The 26,991-nt window shown below is 55.9% G+C and carries 24 protein-coding genes; 10 read left to right on the top strand and 14 right to left on the bottom strand.

Features of this window, described 5'->3' with window-relative positions; genetic code table 11:
- Positions 1 to 4 precede the first annotated feature (4 nt).
- The gene (locus tag HNEAP_RS01465) at positions 5 to 661 is read right to left on the bottom strand and encodes a hypothetical protein (RefSeq protein WP_133484663.1); all 657 of its coding nucleotides are present in this window, start codon (positions 659 to 661) and stop codon (positions 5 to 7) included.
- Here HNEAP_RS01465 and recQ point away from each other — a divergent pair.
- A complete protein-coding gene (recQ, locus tag HNEAP_RS01460; protein ID WP_012823198.1) occupies positions 645 to 2,474 on the top strand; it encodes a DNA helicase RecQ in 1,830 nt (609 codons plus the stop codon). The genes HNEAP_RS01465 and recQ overlap by 17 nt on opposite strands.
- Before the next feature lie 199 nt (positions 2,475 to 2,673).
- Here recQ and HNEAP_RS01455 read toward each other — a convergent pair whose 3' ends face one another.
- Positions 2,674 to 3,822: an NAD(P)/FAD-dependent oxidoreductase gene (locus HNEAP_RS01455; protein ID WP_012823197.1), complete on the bottom strand. Its 1,149-nt coding sequence runs from the start codon at positions 3,820 to 3,822 to the stop codon at positions 2,674 to 2,676.
- Positions 3,819 to 4,538 carry an MBL fold metallo-hydrolase gene (locus tag HNEAP_RS01450; RefSeq protein WP_012823196.1) on the bottom strand — a complete coding sequence of 240 codons (720 nt, stop codon included), beginning with the start codon at positions 4,536 to 4,538 and terminating at the stop codon, positions 3,819 to 3,821. Before HNEAP_RS01450 ends, HNEAP_RS01455 begins: the two co-directional genes overlap by 4 nt.
- Positions 4,539 to 4,749: 211 nt before the next feature.
- Between HNEAP_RS01450 and HNEAP_RS01445 the strand changes: the two genes are divergently transcribed.
- Entirely contained in the window at positions 4,750 to 5,766 is a 1,017-nt protein-coding gene (locus HNEAP_RS01445; RefSeq protein ID WP_012823195.1) for an aminoglycoside phosphotransferase family protein, read from the top strand.
- On the opposite strand, the gene HNEAP_RS01440 is transcribed toward HNEAP_RS01445, so the two are convergent.
- Positions 5,748 to 6,350: a DUF4124 domain-containing protein gene (locus tag HNEAP_RS01440; protein WP_012823194.1), complete on the bottom strand. Its 603-nt coding sequence runs from the start codon at positions 6,348 to 6,350 to the stop codon at positions 5,748 to 5,750. The two genes, HNEAP_RS01445 and HNEAP_RS01440, sit on opposite strands and share 19 nt — an antisense overlap.
- A gap of 267 nt (positions 6,351 to 6,617) precedes the next feature.
- On the opposite strand from HNEAP_RS01440, the gene HNEAP_RS01435 reads away from it, so the two are divergent.
- Positions 6,618 to 7,166: a sterol desaturase family protein gene (locus HNEAP_RS01435; protein WP_012823193.1), complete on the top strand. Its 549-nt coding sequence runs from the start codon at positions 6,618 to 6,620 to the stop codon at positions 7,164 to 7,166.
- A 190-nt stretch (positions 7,167 to 7,356) separates the two neighbouring features.
- Here the strand turns inward: HNEAP_RS01435 and HNEAP_RS01430 are convergent, their stop codons facing one another.
- From HNEAP_RS01430 to HNEAP_RS12780, 5 genes are all read right to left on the bottom strand, one after another.
- The gene (locus tag HNEAP_RS01430; RefSeq protein ID WP_049772437.1) at positions 7,357 to 9,846 is read right to left on the bottom strand and encodes a thioredoxin domain-containing protein; all 2,490 of its coding nucleotides are present in this window, start codon (positions 9,844 to 9,846) and stop codon (positions 7,357 to 7,359) included.
- 34 nt (positions 9,847 to 9,880) lie between these two features.
- Positions 9,881 to 10,630 carry an HvfC family RiPP maturation protein gene (locus HNEAP_RS12120; protein ID WP_012823191.1) on the bottom strand — a complete coding sequence of 250 codons (750 nt, stop codon included), beginning with the start codon at positions 10,628 to 10,630 and terminating at the stop codon, positions 9,881 to 9,883.
- Positions 10,627 to 11,475 (bottom strand): HvfB family MNIO-type RiPP peptide maturase, encoded by an 849-nt coding sequence (locus HNEAP_RS01420; RefSeq protein ID WP_012823190.1) that lies wholly within the window; start codon positions 11,473 to 11,475, stop codon positions 10,627 to 10,629. Before HNEAP_RS01420 ends, HNEAP_RS12120 begins: the two co-directional genes overlap by 4 nt.
- A gap of 331 nt (positions 11,476 to 11,806) precedes the next feature.
- A complete protein-coding gene (locus HNEAP_RS01415) occupies positions 11,807 to 12,064 on the bottom strand; it encodes a hypothetical protein (RefSeq protein WP_012823189.1) in 258 nt (85 codons plus the stop codon).
- Positions 12,065 to 12,082: 18 nt separating this feature from the next.
- Positions 12,083 to 12,490, bottom strand: a complete 408-nt coding sequence (locus tag HNEAP_RS12780; protein WP_041600324.1) for a hypothetical protein — start codon at positions 12,488 to 12,490, stop codon at positions 12,083 to 12,085.
- On the opposite strand from HNEAP_RS12780, the gene HNEAP_RS01405 reads away from it, so the two are divergent.
- The 4 genes from HNEAP_RS01405 (at position 12,483) to HNEAP_RS01390 (ending at position 14,478) form a co-directional block, all read left to right on the top strand.
- Positions 12,483 to 13,106 carry a sigma-70 family RNA polymerase sigma factor gene (locus HNEAP_RS01405; RefSeq protein ID WP_012823188.1) on the top strand — a complete coding sequence of 208 codons (624 nt, stop codon included), beginning with the start codon at positions 12,483 to 12,485 and terminating at the stop codon, positions 13,104 to 13,106. The genes HNEAP_RS12780 and HNEAP_RS01405 overlap by 8 nt on opposite strands.
- A 1-nt stretch (position 13,107) precedes the next feature.
- Positions 13,108 to 13,782, top strand: a complete 675-nt coding sequence (locus HNEAP_RS01400; RefSeq protein ID WP_012823187.1) for an anti-sigma factor — start codon at positions 13,108 to 13,110, stop codon at positions 13,780 to 13,782.
- Between the two features lie 154 nt (positions 13,783 to 13,936).
- The gene (locus HNEAP_RS01395) at positions 13,937 to 14,176 is read left to right on the top strand and encodes a type II toxin-antitoxin system ParD family antitoxin (protein WP_012823186.1); all 240 of its coding nucleotides are present in this window, start codon (positions 13,937 to 13,939) and stop codon (positions 14,174 to 14,176) included.
- Positions 14,176 to 14,478, top strand: coding sequence for a type II toxin-antitoxin system RelE/ParE family toxin (locus tag HNEAP_RS01390; protein WP_012823185.1), 303 nt, complete (start codon positions 14,176 to 14,178; stop codon positions 14,476 to 14,478). The genes HNEAP_RS01395 and HNEAP_RS01390 overlap by 1 nt, the downstream gene beginning before the upstream one ends.
- 240 nt (positions 14,479 to 14,718) lie before the next feature.
- Here HNEAP_RS01390 and HNEAP_RS01385 read toward each other — a convergent pair whose 3' ends face one another.
- From HNEAP_RS01385 to hrpA, 3 genes are all read right to left on the bottom strand, one after another.
- A complete protein-coding gene (locus tag HNEAP_RS01385) occupies positions 14,719 to 15,066 on the bottom strand; it encodes a DUF3024 domain-containing protein (protein ID WP_012823184.1) in 348 nt (115 codons plus the stop codon).
- 375 nt (positions 15,067 to 15,441) lie between these two features.
- Positions 15,442 to 17,211 (bottom strand): hypothetical protein, encoded by a 1,770-nt coding sequence (locus HNEAP_RS01380; RefSeq protein WP_012823183.1) that lies wholly within the window; start codon positions 17,209 to 17,211, stop codon positions 15,442 to 15,444.
- Between the two features lie 341 nt (positions 17,212 to 17,552).
- A complete protein-coding gene (gene hrpA / locus HNEAP_RS01375) occupies positions 17,553 to 21,737 on the bottom strand; it encodes an ATP-dependent RNA helicase HrpA (RefSeq protein WP_012823182.1) in 4,185 nt (1,394 codons plus the stop codon).
- A gap of 91 nt (positions 21,738 to 21,828) precedes the next feature.
- Here hrpA and HNEAP_RS01370 point away from each other — a divergent pair, with 91 nt between their 5' ends.
- The 3 genes from HNEAP_RS01370 (at position 21,829) to HNEAP_RS01360 (ending at position 23,113) form a co-directional block, all read left to right on the top strand.
- Entirely contained in the window at positions 21,829 to 22,527 is a 699-nt protein-coding gene (locus HNEAP_RS01370) for a sulfite exporter TauE/SafE family protein (protein ID WP_012823181.1), read from the top strand.
- A gap of 80 nt (positions 22,528 to 22,607) precedes the next feature.
- On the top strand, positions 22,608 to 22,835 hold the full coding sequence (locus HNEAP_RS01365; RefSeq protein ID WP_012823180.1) for a ParD-like family protein: 228 nt from the start codon (positions 22,608 to 22,610) through the stop codon (positions 22,833 to 22,835).
- A complete protein-coding gene (locus HNEAP_RS01360; protein ID WP_012823179.1) occupies positions 22,835 to 23,113 on the top strand; it encodes a type II toxin-antitoxin system RelE/ParE family toxin in 279 nt (92 codons plus the stop codon). Before HNEAP_RS01365 ends, HNEAP_RS01360 begins: the two co-directional genes overlap by 1 nt.
- Before the next feature lie 90 nt (positions 23,114 to 23,203).
- On the opposite strand, the gene HNEAP_RS01355 is transcribed toward HNEAP_RS01360, so the two are convergent.
- A complete protein-coding gene (locus HNEAP_RS01355; protein WP_012823178.1) occupies positions 23,204 to 23,611 on the bottom strand; it encodes a DUF4332 domain-containing protein in 408 nt (135 codons plus the stop codon).
- Positions 23,612 to 23,708: 97 nt separating this feature from the next.
- Complete coding sequence (locus HNEAP_RS01350; RefSeq protein ID WP_012823177.1) at positions 23,709 to 26,981, bottom strand: efflux RND transporter permease subunit; 3,273 nt, start codon at positions 26,979 to 26,981, stop codon at positions 23,709 to 23,711.
- Positions 26,982 to 26,991: the final 10 nt, after the last annotated feature.

Below are 26,991 nucleotides of genomic sequence, written 5' to 3'. Positions count from 1 at the left end.
TTCCTTAACCAAACACCAACGCATGCGCCCAAACCACACCCACACCGGCCAGAATAAAATAACCCAATGAAATCAATGCGCCGAGCGCGGCACCCCAATCCAGCGCCCGGCGAAAAATCTGCCCGACCACCAACACATCCCACACAAACAGCACAATGATCCACCAACCGTTTGTGGGTGCTTTGCCGGGTGTGATCGGCATCAACCACCACAGTGCGGCCAACACCAGGCTCAACACACCCAGGGCAGCATACAAAGCGGTCAGCAACTGCGCCAGACGCTCGGGATGTTTGCGAATAACAAGCCAACCCCAGGCGTACCCAGCCACAAGAACAGCATTAAGCACATTGTCGAAAAAGCTCTGTCCAAGCGCTGCTTGCAAGGATTCACCCGCTGCCCGATCGGCGAACACCATCATCGAACCGGTCACTAAAAACCAAATAAACGCCCAAGTGGTCGCATGCCAACCTGCAGGCATATCCTCTGGCCCGACACGAAAAATCACCAATTGCAGGTACGAAAGCCACGCCATATATTTCTCTCTATTATTTTTCGAACAACCCGCATCCAGATCGAAATGGTACACCGCGCGCACCGCTGCGCAACGCAACCGATCGGGCGCGCGGTTGTGTTTTAATGAACAGATGAATCCTAACGTCATCTCATCACCACTGCATATTCTCAACACGGTTTTCGGCTATCCCGCTTTTCGGGGGCCGCAGGCCGAGGTGATCGATACCGTGATGAGTGGTCGTGACGCACTCGTGTTAATGCCGACAGGTGGCGGCAAATCATTGTGTTATCAGGTGCCTGCGCTCGCGCTGTCCGGCACGGCCATCGTCGTATCGCCGCTCATTGCGCTGATGCAAGATCAAGTGGCGGCACTGCGCCAGGCGGGCGTTGCGGCTGCGTTTCTCAACTCCACACAAACGGGCGAAGAAGCGCAATTAGTGCGAAAACAATTACGCGCGGGCACGCTCGATTTACTTTACGTCGCACCGGAACGCCTGCTCAATGCCGACACCTTATCGCTGTTACGCGACGCCTCCATCAACCTGATCGCCATCGACGAAGCACACTGCGTCTCGCAATGGGGACATGATTTTCGCCCTGAATACATTCGTTTGGGTGAATTGGGCCAATATTTTCCCGACATACCCCGCATCGCACTCACGGCCACCGCAGACGGAACCACCCAACAAGAAATCCTGTATCGCCTCGGGTTGAACAATGCGCGGGTGTTCATCAGCAGCTTTGATCGGCCCAATATCCGCTATCACATCGCGCAGAATCACGCAGGCAGCGCCAGAGACGCCCTGTTGCGATTTATCCGCGACAACCACGCCAACGAGGCGGGCATTGTCTACTGTCTGTCGCGCAAGCGGGTAGAAGAAATCGCTGCCTGGCTGAGCGATCAAGGGCTCACCGCCTTGGCATACCACGCCGGTCTTCCCGCCACTCAACGCGAACAGACACTGCGACGATTTCTCGACGAAGACGGCGTCATCGTGGTCGCGACCATCGCCTTCGGCATGGGCATCGACAAGCCCGATGTACGTTTTGTCGCACACCTGAATCTCCCCAAAAGCATCGAGGCTTATTATCAGGAAACGGGGCGCGCGGGGCGGGACGGCCTGCCCGCCGAAGCCTGGATGCGCTACGGATTACAAGATGTGATCACCCTGCGCCAGATGATGAGCGAATCCAATGCCGACGAAGCCATCAAGCGGATCGAGCAACACAAGCTCGATGCCATGCTGGGGTTATCCGAATCCACCGCATGTCGACGCCAGACCCTGCTCGGATACTTCGGCGAGCAGAGCACCGAACCCTGCGGCAACTGCGACAACTGCCTGACACCACCGCAAATGTGGGACGCAACTCTGCCCGCCCGTCAGGCGCTTTCCACCGTGCATCGCACCGGCCAACGCTTCGGTGTGAATTATCTGATCGACGTATTACGCGGCAAGACCGACGAGCGCATCACGCAACTCGGCCACGACAAGCTCAGCGTGTTCGGCGTCGGCCACGCGCACACCATCGATATCTGGCGCGGCATATTCCGCCAGCTAATCGCTCAAGGATATCTAAGCGTGGACACGGAAGGATTTGGCGGTTTGGCGCTTTGCGAACGTTGCCGCCCACTCTTGCGCGGCGAAGAATCGCTTTGGCTCAGGCAAATAACCAAACCGGTCAAAATCAGCCGCAAAACGCGCGACCGTCCCGATTTTGTATCCGACGAGGAAAGCGAGCTTTGGGAAGCCTTGCGCGCCTGCCGCAAACGACTGGCGACCGAACGCGGCGTGCCGCCATACACCATTTTCCACGATGCCTCGCTGCTCGACATGCTGCACGCGCGACCCACAACGCTCGACGCGTTCACCGATATCTCCGGTGTCGGCGCCCACAAGCGGGATACGTATGGCGCTGCGTTTTTATCTGTCATTGCGCCGTTTGTTCGACGAACACGTTAAGGGCACCTCGAAATACCGTGATTCGTCGTTCCCGCGAAAGCGGGAACCCAGAAAAATCAAGGGGCTGGATTCCCGCCTACGCGGGAATGACGAGTTTTTAGAGCTTCCCTTAAGTCTTCACGAACTCAATTCAAACAAACAAAAAGCCACAGTTTGCTGCGGCTTTGTACATTATCGATCACGAAAACCTGATGGCGGATCAGCGGATTGAGCGCAAATACCACCATTCAAACAGACGCTTGGCGTAATGCAGCAAGCGGCACGGCGGGGTGATGAACTGGCGTTTTTCGTTGCGGAACACCAGAACGGCGCGATCGAGCATATCCATCACGCAGATCAATTCCCACTTGAAGGTTTGGTTCGCGGGCTTTCCTGCCTGCTCGGCCAGCAGGTTATGCGCAGCGGCCACCGCCATCAAATCGGCCATGTGTGCCTGTTTAGGTGCCCAATCCGGCGCGGGGTAACTGCCCGAATCGCCGACCACGTAGACCTTCTCGAAACCGACCACCCGGGTGGTCGCTTCCGCTTGTATCATGCCGCCGGGCGACTTGGGGAACGGCGCATGTTCCAACCAAGTGGGGCCGGTCATGCCTGGCATGAACAAAATCAGGTCGGCGGCAAATTCGCCCGCTTCAGTCACGACCTTGTCGGCCTCGAACCGCAACATCTTGGCACCGAGACGCGCCTCGATATTGAATTTCTTCATTCGCGCCAATAAGTTGTCGACAGCAGATTCGCCCAGGCGGTTACCGGGTCGATTGGACGGATTGAAAAACACAATCTTGAATTGATCGCGTCGGCCCTGTTTGCGCAACAGGCGATCAATACCGAACAGCATTTCGAACATCGGCCCGCCGCGCACGGCGGAGGGTTCGTTCGGGTTACCACCGAAACCGATCGCAATGGTGCCGCCGGTCATTGCTGCCAGCCGGTCGCGAATGCGCTCAGCTGCATCAATGCCTTCACATACGGTGATGGCGTGTTCGATACCCGGCAGTTTCTTGATGAAACGACCACCGCTGGCGACGATCAGGCCATCGTTATCGACGCCGATCGTTTCGCCACCCTGCTCAACCAATACACGACGGCCCGAGCCTTCCACGCCCACGACGCGTCCCGGTTGGTAGATTACATCCAGCCGAGCAAGTAACGGCTTCAAATCGACCATGATGTCGTCGCGACTTCGAAGCTCTGCCGGCACCCAGATAAGACTGGGGTAGTACTGCATGGTCGGCTCGGGCGCGATCAGGGTGATACGCGCCGAGGGATTGCTCTTACGCAGGGTCTTGATGGCAGTGACGGCACCGAAGCCCGCGCCGATAACGGTAATATTGGCGACCGAATTCATGCCGCCTCTGTCTCGCCCGGCTGACGAGGCACGTCGGCGCCACCACAGAGGCTGTTGGCCGGCACGGCGACATCGATGCGCTTGGGTTTAGGCAGATTGAGTGCCCGCATCTTCGCAACGAAGGCCGCCTCGTTGAGACCGGCAATGTACGGATTGATGGTCTTTTCTTGACCGACCGAGCTCACCCGCTTGCCGTTGTAATCATGGGCGGGGTAAATCAAGGTTTCGTCGGCAAACGCGAGCAGCTTCTGGATACTTTGATACAGACGCTCTGGAGAACCTTGTTGGAAATCCGTACGGCCACAGGCATCGATCAAAATGGTATCGCCCGTGAACAGGCGATCTTCCCAGCGATAACTGGTGCAGCCATCGGTGTGTCCCGGCGTCGCGATAACCTGGATGGTGATCGAATCCATCTCGATGGTCTCACCATCGGCAACCAGTCGATCGGCGCAGTCCAGCCCCGTGCCTTTGCCGACGATGAATAGGGCATCCGTTTCATGACGCAGACGGCCACCGCCCGTGATGTGATCCGCATGAACATGCGTTTCCAGAACGTACTTAAGACTCAAGCCCAACTCGTCCAGTAACGCACGATCACGCTCGTACTGCTCATGCACCGGATCGATCAACAACGCGGATCGCGTGTGTTCGTCCGCGATCAGATAAGTAAATGTTGATGTCGCTTCATCGAATAATTGTTTGAAAATAGCCATGCTACCCCCCTAACTGTTTTATAGGTGTATTAGTTATTTTATACCCAAAAATTCCAATTTACTAGGGGGGTTTCACGATTGGATAAGCAACGCCCACAAACAATTCCTCACCGCCACCTGGGTGCGCAGTTACACAAAAATCAGCAGCAGGTAGATCACATCTCAAGCAAACCCCGTTATGCTGCTCTTTTGCCCCCAGCTCTGATGAATCATGTCGCAAAGATCACCCAACACTGCCGATGAACGCACCCTAGCCTTGCTTGTCTTCGTTCGTTCTCACTTTCCCGATGCGCCTCCCCCAGCAATCGCATCCAGCGATGCTAGTGCCCGACGCTACTGGCGCTTGCGGCTCACTAATGGCGACACCCGTATCATTATGGATGCGCCACCACCGGGCGAAGACATCCGTCCGTTCATCGAGATGCAGGAACGTTTAACCGTTGCGGGCGTTGCCGTACCAAACATTTTCGAACGCGATACTGGACAGGGTTTTCTGGTGCTCGAGGATTTGGGAGATTGCACGTTCTTCCAATGGCGGCACGGTCATTCGATTGACGCCGTCAACGCACGACTCGAAGAGGCCGTTCGGCTTCTGGCCCCAGTGGCACAAACCCAAACTGCCGACCTTCCCCGCTTCGACACGGCCACGTTGAATCGTGAAATGGATCTCTTTGTGGACTGGTACAGTGCGCAATACCACGACACACCTTTCAATGCCGAGCAAACCGCCCGATGGCAACGGCTGCGCGATGAGATCAGCGCTCGGCTGCAAACCATGCCGCAAGGGTTCGTTCACCGGGATTACCACAGCCGAAATTTAATGGTGCAGGATGACCGGCTCGTTGCCATCGATTTTCAGGATGCCGTTCGCGGCCCACGGCCCTATGACCTCGTTTCTCTGCTTCGGGACAGCTACATCGACTGGCCGGAAGAACTCGTCAGCAAATTGCAGGCGGTTTTTTGGCAGCAATGCCCGCCGGATCTGCGCGAAATATGGCCGCTTGAACAGATGCGCAATGACTTTGCTTGGGTTGCCGTGCAACGGCATCTGAAAGTGCTGGGCATTTTTGCCCGTTTGAGCATTCGTGACGTCAAGCATGGCTATCTCAAGGATTTACCATTGACCTGGAAACATCTGCATAAGGCCCTGGCGCAGTTACCCGAATTATCCGGCCTGGCCGAATTGATCGCACCGTTGGGCCCGAAGGATCAGGGCCGAACTGGCTGAAAATTCGAACCGCTTGAGCCCGGCGCACCGCCCGGGAATTGACCTGAGATACCGGGATTTTTATACACATAAGGTATCGGTGGTGGATTCGGATGCGGCCTTGGTGGACGATGATGCGCATGGCCATCATGTGGCGGCCGTGTGCTGATTCCCGCCGACCAGCCATCACCCGAAACATTCAACCCCCAGCTCACGCCATTGTTCGGAACGTAGCCAGGATAGTAACCCGTCACTGGATAGCCAATAATCTCAGGCTCGTTGCTTGGCAATGGCTGCTCAGCCTGCGCCCTTGCTTGGGCAGCCGCACGGGCAGCGGCAATTTTTGCAGCTTCCTTTCGCTCTTGAGCTTGGCGCTGATCATACTGACTCGCCAGTTCCTTGATGCCCTTCGTATCGCCCCCAGTGCCCGCATTCGGCGCAGTAATTACGCGTTCTTTCGCGTCACTGCCGCAAGGGGTACCCGAAAATATCACCGTGCCATTTTTATCCTTGCACTGGTAAACCGTCGCATCCTCCGCCCACGATGTCATGGGGAAAAACGGTGCCATCGCGATCACCACTATCATGGTTTGTCTGAATTTCATCGCCAGCCCTCCGACCTGCAACATAAGACAAATATGGGGCAAGCGGTGCGCCACCACAAGATGCCAATACCTGTAAATCACCGCAAAAAAAGCATGGTGCAAATAAAAACATTGCTCAAAGACGAATCTGAGCAAATGATATTGCCTCACTGAGGTATGCAGTCGAACTTTAAAACCGGGTGTGGCTCTAATCCATTGTTTGCTCAGTGTCGCACCACTTGAGAGTGCCGATCTCTCCCATCATCGTTGACAGGAGTCAATTGCAGAATGAGTTTGTTGAGTTTTAAATTGGGCAAAGTGGCTTATACCGTTGATCTGGCCGTCTATCTCGTAGCACCCTTCCTTGCGGTTGCTTCACTGTTCTACTTCAGCGAGAAAAGAGAGGCAATTCCTATTCTGGCGGCGGCACTGCTGGGTTTTGTCGGCTGGACGTTGCTGGAATACATCCTGCACCGTTTCGTATTGCACCACCTCTCGCCCTTTAAAGAATGGCACGGCGAGCACCACCACAACCCGACCGAGGCCATGGGCACACCCACGCTGCTCAGCCTGCTGTTGATCGTTGGAATCATTTTTTTGCCCTCCGTTTATCTGGCAGGTTGGCAAATCGGCGGCGGCTTTGCGATGGGCCTGTTGCTCGGATACAGCATTTACACCTGGTTGCATCACGGCGAGCACCATTGGCGCGGTCACAACAAGTGGTTCAGAAATCTCAAACGCGCCCATGCGATCCATCACTACGGCCACAATGAACACAACTTCGGTGTGGTCACATCGTTCTGGGACCGCGTCTTCGGGACCTATACCCGGAAATAAGTCACAACTCGACCGATCAGTTCACAAATGAACCTCGGATGATTCAGGGGCACCTCGAAATACCTATGATTCGTCGTTCCCGCGAAAGCGGGAACCCAGAAAAATCAAGGCACTGGATTCCCGCCTAAGCGGGAATGACGGGTTTTTCGAGCTTACCTCAGGTCGAAACCGTCTCGTGCCGGATGAGTAATCAGAGCGGCAACCAGATCGCCAGATCCTCCGGTGCCAGGCAGGTGGCATCGCTGCACGCCTGAATTTGCACCCTAATCCGCATCGGTCCGGACACATGAGGATTCAACTTTATGTCCAGAACCTGCGTGCCCGTATAGAGGTTTAACGGTTGATCGCTGAAGGCCAGTTTTACTTTTTCACCCTGCGGATAATCAATTTGCCGGACAAACGCATCGGGGCTTACCGTGATAGCCGTGGGAATCAAGCCCGGTGAGGCATCGTGGGCGTTGCTGTGCCAAGGCGCCGTATAATGCAGCCGCACTTCGGCAGTGTGTTTTGCCGTGCGCGCCGCTTCGATTCGGACATTGCCTTTACCGGCGAACGCGAGACTGCCAACCGAGCCGTGGCGTAAATCAGATAGCCCCGCCAGCAGGCCGGTGAAGTCGGTCGGGTCACGGACGATCAAGCCGGAAAAGCTTGCCAGCATCCGTTCGGCGGCTTCTTGATAGGTGGCATCATCCGTGCGCGCCGCCAACGCCAACTGCAAAGCCAGTGCTTGGGCATTGCCCGCCGGTTCAGCACCGTCGTCAATCGGGCGGGACGGCAAATTCAACACATCACTATCGGCTTTTGTGTGCAAGGCTTTGTGATCGTAATAGCCGCCATTGGCTGCCGCAAAATCCTGCATGATGATTTGCGCCTGTTTTTGAGCCGCGCGCAACCAATGATTTTTGCCCGTGGCATCGTATAAGGCCACCAAGCCGAGCGCGAAATCGGCATGATCGGCCAAATTCGCCCGCCCGCTGGCCACGCCGCGGTTGTAGCTGTGCGCTAGCGTCTTATCTGGCAAGCGCATGTTTGTGTCGATAAATTCCGCGGCTTTTTGCGCCGCAGCGATGAATCTTGGCACGCCGAGCACTCGCCCGCCATCCGCGAGCGCTTCAATCAGCAGGCCGTTCCAACTGAGGATGCGATTGTCATCACGCCCAGGCGCGGGCCGCCGTTTCCGCGCAGATTCTAGCTTGGCACGTATCGCGACCATTTTGGCTGTCAATGCAGGCAGGCTCATGCCTTCGTCCTTTGCCATAGTGGCTTGAACCGCCGCATCCCCTTGATGCGGCACGCTGCGGCCATCTACAGTGCCACTGGCCGTGATCGACCAATACCGTTCGGCCAAAAGCGCCTCGTAGTGTGGCAGCGCTTCGGCTATTTCCTTGGGCGTCCAGGTGTAAAAATAACCTTCTTCTTTTGCCGCACCCGCCCGATGACTGACGGCACTATCTGCGCTCAAGGCGGCAATAAACCCGCCATCGGCAGCGCTCATATCGCGGATCACAAAATCGAGCGTGCGTTCGGCCACCCGCCAGTCTCGGGCGTTGCCCAAAACCAGCCCAGCCTTGAGGTAGGTTTGCGCCAGCATGGCCTGATAGTAGGCCATCTTTTCAAAATGCGGCACCTGCCAATCCGGTGTGGTGCTGTACCGGAAAAACCCACCACCGATTTGATCAAACAAGCCGCCGCGCGCCATGTGATTTAAGGTCAGCACCAGCTCACTTTGCAACGCTTTTGTTTGTGCGGTAGAAACGCCGCCTGCCGCATTTGGATGCGACAAATGCGCTTGCTCCCGCGCCAACCAATCCAGCAAAAAGAGTAATCGCGTGGCCTGTGGGAATTTAGCGCCATCACCAAACCCGCCCTGGAACGGATCGAATTGAGCGGTCAATGCGTTGACGGTTCTTGCCAGAACCGAATCATCCAATTTTGCCGCTTTGGCTTGTTGATCGAGCACTTGGCGCATCAATGCGGTTAATTTGACCGCATCGTTTGTCACCTCTGGCCGCTTCGTTTGCCATACATGATGCACGTTATTCAGCGTCGCCAAAAAAGAGGGTTCGGGTTGATAAAGTTGGGTGAAAAAAGGTCGGCCATCCGGCAACGCAAACACACTGGCAGGCCAACCGCTTTGCCCCTGATTCACCAATGCCACAGCGATCTGATAGCGATGATCGAGCGCTGGCTGCTGTTGGCGATCAACCTTCACGGCAATGAAATGGCGATTCAATTCCCGCGCGACCGCCGGCGATTCGAAACTCTCGCGGGCCATCACATGGCACCAATGGCAACTGGCATAACCAATCGAAATAAACAGTGGTTTGTTTTGCGCTTTGGCCGCCGCCAGCGCTTCAGGGCCGTAGGCGTACCAATTGATCGGATTGTGGGCGTGTTCGAGCAGATAGGGCGAATCGCTTAAAATCAGGCGATTGGTGAACATCGGCAGGCCATCGGCATTGAGCCAACGGGTGTGGTAATCGCGGGTGCTCTGCCCGTTTTGCTGGGCTTGATCTGCTAACGCCTTGTTGAGTTTTTTCTGCAAGGCGGTTGGAAGAACAGGCCAATCGACCTGTGGGCGCGTGATTTGTTGTTCTGCTTGCGTAGGCTGGGTGTTGGCTGCCGGAACAGTAACCGGGACGATCAGAACAGTGCTCGCCAGCGCAAGCCGGACGAACACCTTTATCCAACAGTTACGATGGCGTTGCATCGCCCTAGTGACTTAAGGCGGGAATCAAAACACCATCGGCTATCCAATCGGCCAGTTGTGCACACGCAAACTCGGCCAAGCTATCTGGTTCAACATTGAGCTCTTGGGCCAGTTGCGCCAGTGAAACATTTGGCGTTGCACCTGCATGAGCATCCAGCAACACAAGCCAACGCGCGCTGGCTGCTGATAAATTATAGATCTGCACCACACCGGCATCATCCCGCTGAATCCAGAGCAAAGTCGGCTGGGCAGGCGCTTCATCCAGTGGAAAATCGGCCTGATTCACCGGATAAGCGCTTTCAAACAAAACGCCTTGGGGGTGCGGTTGCCAGGCACCATCAAACACATCTTCAGCCTGCGTTTGAGGGGCTTGGGGCAGCGTTATATCCTCGGCCATCCGGCATTCGTGCAGCGTCGCCTCAAAGGCGGCCAACTCCAATAATGCTTCGGCTAGGGGTACCGTGTTCTGTTCCTGCAAAAACTCGAGAAATCGTGCAGGCACATCCACCAAATAAGGCGAATGTTGCGGCACGCTGGAAAAGAATAATTTCACCAGCACTTGCCATTGCTCATCGGCGAGGTGGGCTCGGGTGCGGTCGAAGGTGTTTTCCAATATGCCATCAAAGTTATTGAAAAACAGTTGATGGTAGAGCTTCATCCGCTCGGGATCGCAGCCTTCGGGCACCGGCGCATGCTCGGGATTGCGGATAAAAGCGGTGAACTGGGATTGCAGTGTCAAAAAATCCGTGTTCATGCCACCGGCTCCAGCACTTTGTTGTGCGCACCGGCGGCCACACGGCGAATCTGGGCGACCTCCTGCATCAAATCCGCCAGCGGCGGAATATCAAAATCCCGCTCCAGCAATGTGGGCACGGCCCCGAAACGAGTGTATGTGTGCGCCAGCAAATCCCAGACCGGATCGGCAACCGCAGCGCCGTGCGTGTCCACAATCAAATCGGGGCTGAGTTGCAAATGCCCCGCCACATGCAGATAACGCACGCGCTCAACGGGCAGCGCATCAAGAAAGGCCACCGGGTCGTAGCGGTGATTGACGCTGTTAACGTACACGTTATTAACATCAAGCAACAAATCGCAATCGGCTTGCTGCAAAATCTCGGTCAGAAATTCCAACTCGTTCATTTCGGCATCGGGCGCGGTGTAATAAGACACATTCTCCAACGTCAGCCGCTGCCCCAGAATGTCCTGAGCGCGATGGATACGCTCGACCACATGTCGCATTGCCACGCGGGTAAACGGAATCGGCATCAAGTCGTAGAGATGCGCATTGTCCGTACAAAACGAGAGATGTTCGCTGTAGAGGACGGGTTGATAGCGATCGATGAATGCACGCAGCGATTTGAGAAAATCCACATCCAGTGGGGCTGGCCCGCCGATCGAGAGTGACAGTCCATGCAGATACAAGGGATAGCGTTCCAGCAGGGACTCGAACTGCCGCTTGACTGCACCCCCCAATCGCATCCAGTTTTCGGGCGCGACTTCCAAAAAATCAAGATCGGGGTGATCGGTTTCGATCTGCTGCATCAACGAGCCGCGCCGCAAACCCACGCCGACCAGCACATGTTTCGCATCTGTAATCATTGCAACCTCCTTCGCCAGAATCGAGGGGCATCAACCCAAAACAGGGGTAGTCAGGATTGAGTGATCGCGATTCGCTTTTTCGAATCACCCTCCACACTGTCAGGTCGGCACGTGACACCTCGCAAGAACCAAGGGCAACGCCAAAAATGACTTGGACGCCATGCGGCTGACCAAACAGTGTGCAGGGCCCGAATAGTCAGGCCACTAGTGGTAAAAGGATAGATCAATCTCGCGCAGACACCGAATGCCAAGGCAAAATCAATCGATCCTCGTTACGTCCGGATGCCCTTAGCCCACCAGAGATGAGCCAAGGGAGACGACCATGTCGCACTTATTTTTTCATGTTCGCGCCACAGGAACTGTCACTCTTCTTCATGTTGGCACCACAGGAACTGTCGCTCTTCTTCATGTTCGCGCCACAAGAACTATCGCTCTTTTTCATGTTAGCACCGCAGGAAGCATCGGAAACCTTCACCAGAGAGGCACCGTGCTGACTGACAAACGGATTAGCCAAGGCAGTACCTGCCACCAAGGCAGCAGACAAGGCGGTAGAGGCAATCACAGCAGCTTTCAAAGTACGGGTTTTCATCAAAAAATCTCCATCAACTCATTGAAAAATAAATCCAGTTTCATCGACCGGCGCGAGCGGCAAATTAATATGCCCGTCGACGCTCGACGGTTTGCGAGCAGGTTCGTCTCGCAATTCATCTACGCACGGAAGTGGCGATGGGATGCAAAAAAAATCGTTTATGGCTGAAATAAACTGAACGCGGGATGCAACCGAATCCGACTTGAGCACGTATTCTGAATTGTGAGCAAACAGAAAAAACGAAACGATGAGGGTTTGCACACAGCTCGACACGGGCCGCATGCATGCGATGATGAGCATGCCAAGCGATCTTCCAAGAACATCCCCAGGGATAATCACCACGGATAATGGCCAGCGCAGTGTGTCGAGCGACGGGATGAACCACCCCTCCAAACGAATCAAGAGGAGCCGGATCGGCATGAGCATGAAACCCAATCGATCGAACAAGGACCGTAATCAAGACGATGATCAGCTCACACAGTGGTTGCAAGCCACGGCAGCGGGGGACCGGTCCGCATTCCAAAAACTGTATCAACGCACATCCGGACCACTTTACGGGTTATGCCTGCGTATACTAAAAGAGGAAGGTCGCGCGCAAGAGTGCGTTCAGGATGTTTTTCTGGCGGTTTGGCAGCAAGCGGGCCGATTTGATTCAGCCCGCGCGCAGCCGATGACTTGGCTGGCCGCCATCGCGCACCATCGTGCGATCAGCTTGTTGCGCCGGTTCAACCGGGAAATTACCACAGCGGACTGGGCTGATTTTCTGGCACTGGCCGATGCCCCCCTGCTCTCCCCGGAGGGCCATCAAGGAGGATCGGCGGACGGCGATCCACACGACTGGCAACTCATGGATCGCGAGGCCATGACACGGTGCCTCGAAGCACTGCGTGCCGAACCGCGTCAGGCCATCCACAAAGCTTTCTGGTTCGGTCATACCTACCAAGAAATTGCCGATGAACTCTCCACGTCACTCAGCACCGTGAAAAGCTGGATTCGACGCGCCTTAATCAATCTCAAATCCTGTCTTGGCCTGGTGAACTGACATGAACGAATCCACTGAACACATCGAATATGTCCTCGGTCTGCTGGACGAACCAACCGATCGGTTGACCGAGCGGGCAATCAAAGCATCGCCCGAGCAACGGCGTGCCGTCACCAACTGGTCGCTGATCATCTCCGATCACCTGCTGTCACAATGCGAATCGCGCCCGTTGCTCGGCTGGGTATGGTCCCGCATCGAACGACAGCTCGATCATCAGGCGCAGGATGTCGGCAGCGCATTGCTACGTTGGCGCATGGCCGCAGCCATTGTCGCCATGATCGGAATCGGGCTGCTCGTCGGCGTCTTTGTGCCCAACAAGCCAACCATGCAGGCCGACAGCATCGCCATGATGCCGATGGCACAAGGCCAATCCGCCATGTGGGAAGCCAAGGCGGATACAACAACACAGCAGCTTCAAGTCACCTGTTTGACAAATGCCGATCAAGAAATTAACAAACAAGCCGTTCTGTGGTTAATTACCCCGCAAGGACAAACGGTGGCCGTTGGCAGTTTGCCGATGAAGAAAGGGGAAAGCGTCACGGTACGCCCCGCACTCTGGAGCAATACGATTGCACAAACCAAACTCGCCATCAGCTTGGAACCCACCGGCAAGCCAATTGGCAACAAGCCGGTCGGCCCGGTTGTATGGCAGGGGGATTGGAGTAAAGCATCCTGAGGGCATGTCGAAAACACGGCGAGTTCAGTTTCTTACTGAATTGATTTGAGCGCCGTGCACGCCCTGCCGCTCTGAGTTGAAGGCAATCTGGATTGACTTGCTAGGTGCCTTTTGCAATATTTACCAAATATTGGTATTTCTTGGAGACAACCCAATGGCAAAAAACACCAGTGTCAGCTTGGGAAACCATTTTGATCAGTTTATTGCAGCTCAACTGTCGAAAGGCCGCTATGGCTCAGCGACAGAGGTGGTGCGCGCTGGTTTGCGCCTGCTTGAGAATGAAGAACAGAAACTGGAAACACTGCGCCAATTAATAGCAGAAGGCCGAGCCAGTGGAACGGCTGAATACAACTATGAAAAGTTTATGGCCGAACTCGATAATGAATTGAGTTAATGGGCAAATTTTCTCTTAGCCACTCCGCAAAAGCCGATTTGCGTGGAATCGCACGATTCACAGAAAAACATTGGGGGAGAGCACAACGCCTGCATTACCTCAAAGGCTTGGATGAAACTTTCAAGATACTGGCCGATTCGCCAACACTTGGTAATGCCTGTGATTACATCGAAACAGGTGTGCGCAAATATCCTTTTCAGAGCCATGTGGTATTTTACGAGTGCCTCTCAAACGAGGAGATTCTAGTGGTGCGCATGCTTCATAAAAATATGGATGTTCATCAGGCTGTTTTCCCCGCCTAATAACCCTGTAGAAAAAATTCTTTAAGCGGCAAAACTGTCATAGAAAAGGACGTATCGAGACACTTATTGACCAGAAAATCGCCGATTAAAGAGCATTTTACGGCGTCGGTTTTAGCTCTTGGTCACGGATTTTTCTTGCCGAGAAGGTTTTTCTACAGGCTTAACGATTAAACTCAGCCGATAGATGAAATAAAGCCACAAAAGTGCGGTGGGGCAATGAGTCGGCTGGAATGATTTGTTTTAACCGTAAAAGCACGCACATTCGTCATCCTCAACAACCTTCAAGAACGCCTCCAAGCTTTTGACGGTAGGATGCGGCACGTAGGAATGCCATTTTTGATCAGCCCTTTGCCAGTATATTTTCCAGATGTCTTGTGTTTTGACGTAGGTTGCTTTTGCAACAGGGTTCTCCATTTTCTCTTTTGGGTTATCCCAGCGCGAACGAATTTCGAAAATTTCGACGCTTTGTCCTGCTTGCCTGTAACCGAGATCGATTTCGTTTCGAATGTGGGCGGGCGGCCTGTGCTTTTCGATATAAGCCTTCAACATCTTTTCGTGTTTTTTTAATTCAAATTCGCTAAATGCCATGTTGTATTTCTCAAAATTTTTTACACATAATGCTCGTATTGTACAGAGCCAAACGACGTAGCACGCAGCGGGTGGGCGGACGAGTTGAGTGTGATGTTAGGCGCGAAACTCATGAAAGACCGAGAACTCATGATGTACGGAACCACCCTGTAAACCACGCCTTTACTGGCAACTATGCGCGAAAGCCCGACAAGGCGCGAGCCGAAATTTGAAGGGTGAGTTTGTAGCCCGAATTGGCTGCCAAATCACTGACAGAAAACACCCTGAATCACCGAAGTGCCTAACGTAGAGCTAACCGGCGCTGCGCGGCTTTATCGCGCAGCGTCCAGCGACCGAAGGGAGCGAGGTTGAGCGCCATGTTATGCGGCATGTGGCCTAGCTTTCACGTGGTTCAGGTTGTCCGAAGAGACATTTACCTATAAACCAAACCGCTCGCCCGAAGTTGTGGATAAGCTGCTCACCTTGCCTTAGATGCGATCTGCTTTGATCAATGCCTGCAAGCTTGATGGCATCTGCAACCTTTGATCCGGTCGGATGTGCATCACCGACGCGCATATCATAAGCCCCAGCAATTTCGGCAAAGACTTGGCGGGCCTTATCAGCCCCAACCTTTTGAGATAAAACATCTTGCAGAAGCTTGTTTGAACCAAGCCTTTCCTTCTCCGCGTGGGTTGAAAGTTTGCGAAGGTCGCTAATGTTGAGTCGGTCTGAGAATACGCGGACAAGTTCCTTCGCCAGCCTTAGCAATGACGCCTGGTCCCTGCTATGGAAACGAGAAATCTGCTGCATAGCCGATTCGTCATCGATATCGTGGCTGAACAAGTCAATCCCGAACTTGTCGCGGAAGCCTTGCTCGAGCAGTCGCATGCTCCCAAAGAGCATCTCCTCAACCGCATGTGTAGACGCCGGTTCGGTCTTGACTTGCGCTGATAGCAATTCTCCTGAGACCTTGCCGTCGGGCGCAACGTTATGGGCTGCCCAGATATGCTGCTCCCAAGCTGGGAGCCGAGCGATGTCGTAGGCGTAGACTGTCAGCAAGTCAGCAGAATTGATACCGAAGTGCGTGGCGTAGCCGGAGGTCGAGCAAATAGCACCAGTCTCCGCCGTGTACCACTTCAGGGCGAAGCCGCGGTGGCCTAGAAGGTCGGTCACTACACTTGAACGAAACCAAAGCCATCGGCCAATATCCTCGTTATCCAATTCGGAAGAGGACATGCGCTTCCCGTCAGTCTCGGCAATAAACTGAGGGAGATTTATGTCTGTATCTCCACGAACGCGGATGCTTTGAGATTGATGTTCAACCCATTCATCTCGCCAGAATTCACCCTCAACTCGAACGCCTTCATAACCGCCGCGATGCCCTTTCGAGCTTTCATGGTCGGTGTTATGGTCATCTTCTGGCCCCATCACAGGGGCGTCTTCATCTTCATCGACGTCCGTTCGCCAAGCACGGAACATCGCCCAGCCACCTCCGAAAACGTCATTAATGCCGCGAATTAGAAGCTCAAATCGGCCGCCGTCTCGCTCCTCTCGATGTTCTTTTAGGTTTGCGTACTCGCTGCCTTTAAGCAGAGGTACGTTCTCCACTCTTTGGCGGTAATAAGAGAGGCGAAGCGAAAGATTTCTTGCGGCCAAATAGTCAACGAGAAATTCTCGCTTGATTTCGATCAGGCGATGTTCGCCTTTGTCATCAAAACTCTCGCGGGCCACTACAACGAAATTCTCTTCGGGTCTAACCCAGTTAGTTCCTTCTTTTATCAGGCGGAGCGCAACGACAAGATCAGGATTCAATATCAATTGTTTTCCACCAACAACAGGCTGAGGATGTTCAAAGACGAGATTAACGCCTATTGGCTCTTTATCGTTGTACTGAAACTGATCAATGGATGCGTAATAGCCATCTTCGTAAGCATAAGGCGCTACGGTATGACCTATTCCGATATCACTCCAGCCTAGGCGCTCCTCAACCAATTTCCGATTCTCTGGTGGAAACGCGGCAGACCCGCAACCAAAATATTCGCTGATGTAGCCAATGTTTTTAACATTTCCCTTCTCGTCATTAATGGATGCCCTCAATGGAACCCAGGTCGCGTTTGAGAACGCTCGGCGAGTTTCTTTTGTTTGAAGAATCCACTCTTGATTCATGACCAACCTTCTACCGTCAGCATTTCGCCGCGCCCTTTCCTGCCGCATAACAAGCAATATACGCCTTGGCAGGCGTATATTTCGGTTGAGGGTGGATGTATAACACTGTCGCCGCTCACCTATCCCTTTTGATTTAAATACCTGATTAAGAAATAGAGGGCTTCATAGATTTGTATAAACACTCCTTCGCCAACATTACTCAATCAGGTTCGTGATTTGTTTCGAGCTTACTGTGATCGCCCGATCTGTCAACCCAGTTGCGATAATCAACGCTGCAACGGCCCGATCTTCGCTAAATGAAACCCTGATAATTGACCACGTAAGGTTACGCAGGCTCATTGTTAATGCGAAAGTTGTTTGATGGCTTGCTCGATTTCTTTGGCGCCGGGTGCGCCTTTGCGGGCCAGTTCTTGCGCGAAGGTGGCGACGCGCCATTCTTCGAGTTGTTCATGCAATTGATTGAGTGCTGCGAACGCTTCCGGGGTGGGTGCGGTTGCGGTGATTTTGTCTGTGACGCGGGCGCAGACGGGCATGAACTGTACGCGCAACATGCGGTCGCGTTCGGGGTGGCGGTCGATTTTTTCTAGGCGTTTTTCAGCGGCGGTGAGGTAGCGCGGCAGGTTGTCGAGCAGGGTTTGCGGGGTGTTCCAGATCATGCCGGGGTAGAACAATAAATCGAATTGTTCGGCAATTTCGCGCGCGGCTTCGATTTGCGACAGGGGCAGGCGGCCTTTGAGTTTGGCGCGCAGGGCCTGATGTTGCGCGAAGATCGTGCGTATTTGGGCTGCCAATCGGCGCACCGTATCATCCAGTTGGGGCTTCAATCGTTCGACGCGGGCACGGAATGTGGACTCGTCTCGAATGAAGGGTAAGGCGTCTACGGCGAGTTTGGCGATGCTGCGAGCAATTAACGCCTGATCGAACGCGGCATCGCGCCGTTGGGGCAAGGTCAAACCAAAAGCGGGCAAAGGGCGTGTGTTCGACCATTGGCTGTATTGCAACCGCGCCGGGTCGAGGCTGCGCTCTTGTTTGAGGTATTGGCTCAAATGCCGAATCTGCTCGCCCAGGGCGATAAGCATCAAGCGTACCACGCCGGAGCGGTGCGCCAGCACGGCACGTTCCGGCGCATCGAACAGGCGCACTTCGGCGCAGTCGCCCTGATCGATCAAGGCGGGGTACGCGGTGAGTTCAGCGCCGAGCTCTTCTACCGTGAGGCTTTCGGGCAGTTCGCCGAACGACCAGTCGATGAGGTCATCGCGTTCCAGTCGATGGCGCGTGCGCTCAACCAGGGCACGCTCGGCTGCGGCGGCGTGACGCGCCCGCAGGGCTGAAAGATCGCGGTCGGCATCGATGATTTGCTTATCCGGGTCGGTCTGCTTGGCGTCGATCAAGGCAAATCGCATCCGCAAATGTGGTTCCAGCCTGCGTTCATCGAAGGCATCGGCGGTGATTTTGTGCCCTGTCATGCGGGCCAGTTGTTCGGCCACTTGCGCCGGCAGGCCGCCACGATCAACGGACACCCGTTCATTAACGGAAGCTGCAAATTCCGGCGCGGGCACGAAATGGCGGCGGTCGGCTTTGGGCAGGCTGCGAATCAGCGCTTCGATCTTTTCACGGCGCAAACCAGGGATGAGGTGGCTGGCCCGATCGGCATCGATTTGTTTGAGTGCCGCCAACGGCAGACGCAGGGTGACACCATCATCCGCGCTGCCGGGCGCGAAGTGATAAGCCAGCGGCAAGCTGAACGCGCCCATCGACAACCGATCGGGGAAACCCGCGGGATCGAGCTCGACCGGCTCACGCGCCAGCAGATCATCGCGCGTCATGCAGAGCACATCGGGCTGTTTGGGCGTGATGGTTTTCAACCAGCGCACCAGCGTATGCGCGTCGTAGACTTCCGCAGGCAGGTGGGTTTCGTAAAAATCGAACAGGGTTTGATCATCAATCAGCAAATCGGGGCGGCGATTACGCGCTTCGATTTCCCGAATTTCGTCGATCAGGGCTTGATTGTGTCGCCAAAATTTGAGCCCGCTATCGAATTCCCCTTCAACCAAGGCGGCACGAATAAAGATCGCGCGCGCGCCCAGCGGATCAATGCGGCCAAAATCGATCCGTCGCTTGGTCACAATCGGCAAGCCGAACAGTTTGACGGTTTCAAAGGCGGCCACGCGTCCGCCCCGTTGATCCCAGCGCGGTTCGCTGTATTCACGCGTGGTCAGATGCGCGGCCATATCCTCGATCCAGCGCGGATTGATGGTGGCGTTCATGCGCGCGTAGACGCGGGTCGTCTCTACGATTTCTGCGCTCATAAGCCATTTGGGCTGGGTTTTGGCCAGTTGGGAGCCGGGGAAAATCTGGAAGCGGCGATTGTTCGCGCCGATGTAGATCGTCGGCGTACGCTGCTTCTTGCCGCGTTGGTCGCGGCTGTCTTTTGGCGTGTTTTTATCTGTTCGCGTGGCTTCATCGCGCAGGCCAATCTGCGCCAGCAAACCAGGCAGCATTGCCTGATGCAGAGCATCAAGTCGCGCACGCAGTGGCGCTTCATCGCCATCTGTCATCACAGGCAAGGGCAAAGGATCGGGTAATTTCACCCGCCCGATTTCATCGGCTTGTTCACGCAACTGGCCGAACAGATCGTGCCATTCCAGCAGCCGGTTATACGAGAGGAAATGCTTTTTCGCCCAGTCGCGCCGCTTGCGCTGGTTCTCGTGTCGCACCACGGTATGCCATTGATCCCACAGGGCCAGAATGCCCGCGAAATCCGAGTCGGCCAAGCGGAACGCCTGTTGCGCTTGATCGGCGGCCTGCGCGTGATCGGCTGGGCGTTCACGCGGGTCTTGTATCGACAGGAAGGCCACGACGATCAGGATATCCACCGAGGTGGCGTCTGCCTTCGATAAGTTTGATAACACCATCCTGCCTAAGGTCGGATCGACCGGCAAGCGCGCCAGTTGGCGCCCCAATGGCGTGATGCGCTGGCGCTCGTCGAGCGCGCCCAATTCGAACAACAAACGGCGGGCACCGGCGAGTTGCCGTGAATCGGGCGGTTCAATGAACGGGAAATGCTCCGGCTCGCCCAAACGCAATTCGATCATGCGTAACACCACCGAGGCGAGGTTGGTGCGCAGAATTTCGGGATCGGTGAACGCCGGTCGGCCAGCGTAATCGGCCTCATCAAACAGGCGAATGCACACCCCCGGCGCGATTCGGCCACAACGGCCCGCACGCTGGTTCGCCGATGCTTGCGAAATCGCTTCCACCGCCAGCTTTTGCACCCGTGAGCGCGGGCTGTAACGGGCAATTCGCGCCAAGCCCGAATCGATCACATAAAGAATGCCGGGCACGGTGAGTGACGTTTCGGCGACGTTCGTGGTCAGCACGATGCGCCGGCCCGTGTGCTGCGCGAAAATGCGCTGCTGCTCGGCGGCGGACAGGCGCGCAAACAACGGCAAAATCTCCGTATGGCGCAAACCATGCCGACCCAGCCGGTGGGCGCACTCGCGGATTTCCCGCTCGCCCGGCAGGAAGACCAGAATGTCGCCCCCGCCGGTGGTTTGCGCCTCTGCATGTAATTCATCGACAGCAGCCACGACGGCGGCGGGCAGATCCCGTTCTTCCTCCGTCTCAGTGTCGTTGTCATTCTGTGGTGCAGTCAATGACCGATAGCGATATTCGACCGGGAAACTCCGCCCTGCCACGGTGATAACCGGCGCGGGTTGCGGTTCGCCCGACGCGTCCGTACCGGCGAAATGCCGAGCAAATCGGGCGGTGTCGATGGTGGCGGAGGTAATCACCAAACGAAAATCAGGACGACGATCGAGCAAGCGGCGCACGATGCCGAGCAGAAAATCGATATTCAGGCTGCGTTCGTGCGCTTCATCAATAATGAGCGCGTCGTAGCGCAACAGATCAGGATCGCTGTGAATTTCGGCCAACAAAATGCCATCAGTCATCACCGCGACGCGACTGCTCGCACGGGTTTGATCGGAAAAACGCACCTTGTAGCCGACCACGCCCGCGCCCGTCACGCCCAGCTCTTCGGCTAATCGGCTAGCCACGTTTCGCGCCGCGATGCGCCGAGGCTGGGTGTGGCCAATCTGGCCTTTAACGCCAAAGCCCAGCTCCAGCAGCATCTTGGGCAACTGAGTAGTTTTGCCGGAACCGGTCTCCCCCGCCACGATCACCACCGGATGCGCGCGGATCAAATCCATGATCGCCTCGCGCTGGCCGCTGACGGGCAGCTCTGCAGGATAATCGATGTTCAATTCTGCCGAACGCCGCTCCGTCAACAAGGCCGCACTGGCCTCGAAAGCCGTGACCAGCTCGGCCAGCCGACCCGCATCCAGCCGATTCTGCTGCAAGGCACGCTCAGCCCCAGCCAACCGGCGAGACAGTGCTGGTTGATCGACAAGCGGCAGCTCGGCCAGATTCGCACGTAAAAAATCGATAATGTCGGCTGGCTCAGTTGATAACGGTGCCGACTGTGGGGCAGCGGCATCCTGTGGTTCATTTAGCGTAGAATTCATTTTGTCAGTGTTGGTTATACCCGTACGGGAATCAAGAGGCAGTATCGCTGTCTGAATTGTTCAATTTTGCGCGAACACCATCGGAGCACACATGCCCGCAGACATGACATTTTGGGCGGCCTTACTGGTCGGATTTTTTGGCGGCGTACATTGTATCGGCATGTGCGGCGGCATTGTCGGCGCACTCACCTTCGGCCTGCCACCCGAAAAACGCGCCACGCCCGGCCAGCTATTGCCTTATCTGCTTGCCTATAACCTTGCGCGCATCTCATCTTATGTGATCGCCGGTGCCATTGCCGGATTGATCGGTGCGTTCGGCTTATCGCTGATCCCGATGCAACATGCCCAGCTTTATCTGCTCATGGTTGCCGGCGGCTTTATGGTTTTGATGGGTTTGTACGTGGGCGGCTGGTGGTTTGGGCTTACGCGCATCGAACGCGTCGGTTCACGCCTGTGGCGCTACATCGAGCCACTGGGTCGCCGGTTGATGCCCGTTAAAACTCCGAAACAGGCGTTATTACTGGGGTTTGTTTGGGGCTGGCTGCCCTGCGGGCTGGTGTACAGCGTGCTTATCTGGGCGCTTTCGGCAGGCAGCGCGACACAAGGCGCACTGCTGATGCTGGGGTTTGGCCTCGGCACCTTGCCAAACCTGTTACTGATGGGCGCGTTCGCCGCGCAACTCTCCGCCCTAACCCGTAAAAAATGGGTTCGCTGGATCGCCGGTGGCGCCGTGCTCGGCTTTGGCCTGTATACCATCGGCTCGGCCATCTGGAATATCCAAGTGAGTTGATTCGCGCAGTGTCGAGCAGCGCGAATTGAAAGCAGCAGCGCCCACTACTACAATTGTGGCAACACAGGAGGCAAAGCAAAATGACATCCACTTCGATCCGAATTGACCAGACTCTCTATGAGCAGGCGCGCAGTGAGGCATTGACTGAGCACCGCAGTATTGCAGGCCAAGTCGAATATTGGGCAAAGGTGGGGCGTGCTGCACTTGATAATCCTGATCTGCCTGTTAGCTTCATTGCCGAATCACTGGTCTCCTTGGCCGAACCTCGCGAAGAGGCTACCGCTTTCATTCCTAGAAAGTCGTGTTGATGAGCTTCGCGCTCAAACAAACCCGCCGTTTTGCCCGTGCCTACAAGAAACTTCATGACCAGGTGGCCGCCGATGTCGATATCGCCGCAGCGGTAGTGGCGGCTAATCCCAGCGTCGGGGAGCGAAAGAAGGGGGATCTTGCTGATTTATTTGTGTACAAATTCCACAGCCATAACCAGCTGTATCTGCTTGGTTACACGCTTGATGAAGCGGTGCGGCTAATCTATCTCGAAGCGATTGGGCCGCATGAAAACTTCTATCGGGATATCAAAAGATAAAAAAATCCAGACATAAAGTCTGGAATTAAGGAATCTGACGAGGGAAGCGTTCACGGATCGATGGTACGCCTCCCAAGAGGACGCACAGAATCAGTACGTGATTTTTCCACCCAGGGCCTTGGCTTGCTCGACCCACTCGGCGCATTCCGCCTCTGTCGGGGTGCGCGTTGCGAGTGTCTTATCCGCATTCACTTGCGCCATTTTTTCATGCAGGTTGTCAGGGCGGCGATGCGCCAGTTCTTTGACCGTATCCACGCCGGATGCTTCCAGCAAGTCACTGAACACGCCGCCCACGCCGTTGATGCGCGAAAGATCGGCCCGATTGGCAATGGCCAGCACATCCTGTGTGGTTTCGCCCAATTTGTCCGCCCATTGTTTGCGCGCAGCCGGGCTGGCCAGTGCGTCTGTGAGTTGATCGACATCCTTGATGCCCTGTGCTTTACATTCCTGCAGCATCGCGTCCGTCATGCCGCGCAAACCATTGATTGCTGTTGCCATAGTCCGTGTTCTCCATTGTGGTGCGAGCGCTTCTTATAACAAATTTTTGTGAAACGAGATACCGCGCGCACCTTTGCCATCACACAAGGCATCTTACTTATCCTGCTGGCAAATGCCGTCGCTGCCAGAGCCAGTACACGGCGGGCAACAGCAGCATGGAGAGTAACGGGGCGGTGATCATGCCGCCGATCATGGGGGCGGCGATGCGGCTCATGACTTCCGAACCGGTACCGTGTCCGACCAGAATCGGGATCAGGCCTGCCAGAATCACCGCCACGGTCATCGCTTTAGGGCGAACGCGCAGCACCGCGCCTTCCATGATGGCATCTCGCAGATCGGTTCGGGTGTTCAGCCGCCCGGCGCGGCGCCGATCCTCGATGGCGTGATCGAGATAGATCAACATCACCACGCCAAATTCAGCGGCCACGCCGGCCAGCGCGATGAAGCCGACCGCGACCGCAATCGACAACTCGAACCCCAAGGCCCACAACAGCCAGAAGCCGCCGACCAGTGCGAACGGGAGCGTCACCATAATCAGGCTGGCCTTGCCGCCATGCCGGAAGATCAGGAATAACAGCACGAAAATGATCGCAAGAGTCAGGGGCACCACCTGCTTGAGGCGCTCCGTGGCCCGTTGCAGGTACTGATATTGACCCGTCCAGCTGATGGCATAGCCCGGCGGCAACTTCACCTTGGCATCGACGATCCGACGCGCATTGTTGACATAACTACCCAGATCGACCCCTTGGGTGGTGACGAACACGAAACCAGCGGGGCGGCTGTCCTCGGAGCGGATCATGGGCGGACCATCGGTGACCTGAACCGTGGCAATCTGCCCCAACGCCACCGTGGCGCCGGTCGGTGTCACAATCGGCAAGTCCTTGAGCTTGCTCACGCTATCCCGATCGGCGCGCGGATAACGAATACTCACAGGAAAACGCTCCAGCCCTTCGACGGTTTGCGTCACTTCCACCCCGCCGACCGCCGAGCTGATGACATCCTGAATTTCACCGATGTTCAAACCGAAACGCGCGGCCTTGATGCGATCCGGTGTGATTTCGATATAACGCCCGCCGTTGGTACGGTCGGCGTAGGCCGTCTGCGTGCCGGGCACGGTCTGCAACACCGCCTCGACCTGTTTGCCGATGCGGTCGATCTGATGAAGATCGGGCCCGGTGATCTTGACGCCAACCGGGGTTTGAATGCCGGTGGTCTGCATGTCGATTCGGGTCTTGATCGGCATGACCCAGGCATTGTTCAGCCCCGGGAACTGAATCTTCTGATTGAGGTTGTCGATCACTTTTTGCAGCGTCATGCCCGCAGGCCATTCGCTTTTGGGCTTGAACTGAATCGTGGTCTCGATCATGGTCAGCGGCGCGGGATCGGTGGCCGTGTCTGCCCGGCCGATTTTGCCGAACACTGATTTAACTACCGGTTCTTCGGCAATCAGCGCGTCGACCTGCTGCAACAGCAAGCGCGCATCGCCAATGGATAACCCCGGCGCGGTGGTGGGCATATAAAGCAAGTCGCCTTCATCCAGTGTCGGCATGAACTCACTACCCAAGCCCCGGCCCAGTTCCGCTATTTTGGGCGCGAACGAGAACGTGCTTGCCCAACGCTTGGCCCAATCGTTTTGCCAGTCGCTGACGTGCAACTGCCACGCGCTGCTGCCCACCCATTTGAGCGGGGCCAGATACCCGCCAACCCCGGCCAAAGGCAATACCGCGGATAGCACGAAGATCAGACTGATCGCCATCAGGGTTTTGGGGAAACGCAGCACCGTATGCAACACCGGACGGTAGAGCGCAATCAAGAAGCGATTGAGCGGATTGGCTTCCTCTCGTGGAATGCGTCCACGAATGAAGTAGCCCATCAACACCGGGATCAAGGTGATTGCCAGACCCGCCGCCGCCGCCATCGCATAGGTTTTGGTGAAAGCCAGTGGGGCGAACATGCGCCCTTCCTGTGCTTGCAGGGTAAATACAGGAATGAACGACAGGGTGATGATGAGCAGCGAGAAAAACAGCGCCGGCCCGACCTCTCCCGCTGATTGGGCGATCAAGCGCCAATGATCGTCACCTTTGGGCGGGCTGCCGTGCGTCTCGCGCCACGCCACCAGATGCCGGTGGGCATTTTCGATCATCACGATGGCGGCATCGACCATCGCGCCGATGGCAATCGCAATGCCACCGAGCGACATGATGTTGGCGTTGATGCCCTGCGCGTGCATCACGATGAAGGCCATCAACACGCCCAAGGGTAGGCCGATGATCGCCACGAGCGCCGAACGCAGATGCCATAGGAAAATCGCACACACCAGCGCCACCACGAGGAATTCCTCGACCAGTTTGCTGCTCAGGGTATCCACCGCCCGGTTGATGACGCCGGAGCGGTCATATACCGGCACGATTTCCACGCCTTTGGGCAAGCTTGGTTTTAGGTGTTCGATTTTGGTCTTCACCGCATCGATGACCTGACGCGCGTTCTCACCGGAGCGCATCACAATGATGCCGCCGACCACCTCGCCTTTGCCATCGAGATCAGCTACCCCTCGACGCGGCGCAGGTCCCAGGCGAACCGTACCGAGATCCCGCACCAGAATCGGCGTGCCGCTTTGAGTCACGCCCACCGGAATGCGCTCGATATCGGCCACGCTTTTGAGATAGCCCCGGCTGGTGACCATGTATTCTGCGCCACCGAGCTCCAGCACCCCGCCGCCGACTTCCTTGTTGGCATCGGCCACGGCCTTGCGCAGCGTGGCGAGCGATACGCCGAACGCACGTAGACGATCGGGATCCACCACGATCTGGTACTCGCGCACCATGCCGCCCACCGTCGCAACTTCCGAAACTCCAGACACAGTCTGCAACTGGAATTTCAAGAACCAGTTCTGCAAGGTCGTCAGTTGCGACAGATTCATCTGGCCCGAAGGGTCGGTGAGCGCGTACTCATACACCCAACCTACGCCCGTCGCATCCGGGCCAAGTTGTGGTTCCACGCCAGCAGGCAGGCTGGAACGTGCCTGATTGAGATACTCAAGTACCCTTGAACGCGCCCAATACAGGTTCGTGCCATCCTTGAACGTGACGTAAATATACGAATCGCCATAGAACGAATAACCCCGCACCGCCGTCGAGCCGGGCACGGCGAGCAATGCCGTCGTCAACGGATAGGTCACCTGATCCTGCACCACCTGGGGCGACTGGCCGGGATAGGTGGTTTTAATGATGACCTGGGTATCGGACAGGTCGGGAATCGCATCCAGCGGCGTGGCTTTCCACGAATACCAGCCGACCACCGCCAGAATGGCGGCCAGCAGGAGCACCAGCACTCGATTATTGATCGAGGCGTCAATCACGGCTTTTAACATGACATCGCTC

This window comes from Halothiobacillus neapolitanus c2 (assembly GCF_000024765.1).
GTDB classification, from domain to species: domain Bacteria; phylum Pseudomonadota; class Gammaproteobacteria; order Halothiobacillales; family Halothiobacillaceae; genus Halothiobacillus; species Halothiobacillus neapolitanus.
The sequence above is the reverse complement of the archived record's forward strand: the minus strand, read 5'-3'. Positions and strand labels throughout refer to the sequence as shown.

Bases quoted from the DNA above. Each gene is read 5' to 3' on its own strand.
- HNEAP_RS01435 (WP_012823193.1), top strand. From the start codon at position 6,618: ATGAGTTTGTTGAGTTTTAAATTGGGCAAAGTGGCTTATACCGTTGAT.
- HNEAP_RS01405 (WP_012823188.1), top strand. From the start codon at position 12,483: ATGAGCATGAAACCCAATCGATCGAACAAGGACCGTAATCAAGACGAT.
- HNEAP_RS01350 (WP_012823177.1), bottom strand. From the start codon at position 26,981: ATGTTAAAAGCCGTGATTGACGCCTCGATCAATAATCGAGTGCTGGTG.
- HNEAP_RS01355 (WP_012823178.1), bottom strand. From the start codon at position 23,611: ATGGCAACAGCAATCAATGGTTTGCGCGGCATGACGGACGCGATGCTG.
- HNEAP_RS12120 (WP_012823191.1), bottom strand. From the start codon at position 10,630: ATGAACACGGATTTTTTGACACTGCAATCCCAGTTCACCGCTTTTATC.
- HNEAP_RS01360 (WP_012823179.1), top strand. From the start codon at position 22,835: ATGAGCTTCGCGCTCAAACAAACCCGCCGTTTTGCCCGTGCCTACAAG.
- HNEAP_RS01440 (WP_012823194.1), bottom strand. From the start codon at position 6,350: ATGAAATTCAGACAAACCATGATAGTGGTGATCGCGATGGCACCGTTT.
- HNEAP_RS01385 (WP_012823184.1), bottom strand. From the start codon at position 15,066: ATGGCATTTAGCGAATTTGAATTAAAAAAACACGAAAAGATGTTGAAG.
- HNEAP_RS01415 (WP_012823189.1), bottom strand. From the start codon at position 12,064: ATGAAAACCCGTACTTTGAAAGCTGCTGTGATTGCCTCTACCGCCTTG.
- HNEAP_RS01365 (WP_012823180.1), top strand. From the start codon at position 22,608: ATGACATCCACTTCGATCCGAATTGACCAGACTCTCTATGAGCAGGCG.
- HNEAP_RS01395 (WP_012823186.1), top strand. From the start codon at position 13,937: ATGGCAAAAAACACCAGTGTCAGCTTGGGAAACCATTTTGATCAGTTT.
- HNEAP_RS01370 (WP_012823181.1), top strand. From the start codon at position 21,829: ATGCCCGCAGACATGACATTTTGGGCGGCCTTACTGGTCGGATTTTTT.
- HNEAP_RS01420 (WP_012823190.1), bottom strand. From the start codon at position 11,475: ATGATTACAGATGCGAAACATGTGCTGGTCGGCGTGGGTTTGCGGCGC.
- HNEAP_RS01455 (WP_012823197.1), bottom strand. From the start codon at position 3,822: ATGAATTCGGTCGCCAATATTACCGTTATCGGCGCGGGCTTCGGTGCC.
- recQ (WP_012823198.1), top strand. From the start codon at position 645: ATGAATCCTAACGTCATCTCATCACCACTGCATATTCTCAACACGGTT.
- HNEAP_RS01450 (WP_012823196.1), bottom strand. From the start codon at position 4,538: ATGGCTATTTTCAAACAATTATTCGATGAAGCGACATCAACATTTACT.
- HNEAP_RS01400 (WP_012823187.1), top strand. From the start codon at position 13,108: ATGAACGAATCCACTGAACACATCGAATATGTCCTCGGTCTGCTGGAC.
- HNEAP_RS01390 (WP_012823185.1), top strand. From the start codon at position 14,176: ATGGGCAAATTTTCTCTTAGCCACTCCGCAAAAGCCGATTTGCGTGGA.
- HNEAP_RS12780 (WP_041600324.1), bottom strand. From the start codon at position 12,490: ATGCTCATGCCGATCCGGCTCCTCTTGATTCGTTTGGAGGGGTGGTTC.
- hrpA (WP_012823182.1), bottom strand. From the start codon at position 21,737: ATGAATTCTACGCTAAATGAACCACAGGATGCCGCTGCCCCACAGTCG.
- HNEAP_RS01445 (WP_012823195.1), top strand. From the start codon at position 4,750: ATGTCGCAAAGATCACCCAACACTGCCGATGAACGCACCCTAGCCTTG.
- HNEAP_RS01380 (WP_012823183.1), bottom strand. From the start codon at position 17,211: ATGAATCAAGAGTGGATTCTTCAAACAAAAGAAACTCGCCGAGCGTTC.
- HNEAP_RS01465 (WP_133484663.1), bottom strand. From the start codon at position 661: ATGACGTTAGGATTCATCTGTTCATTAAAACACAACCGCGCGCCCGAT.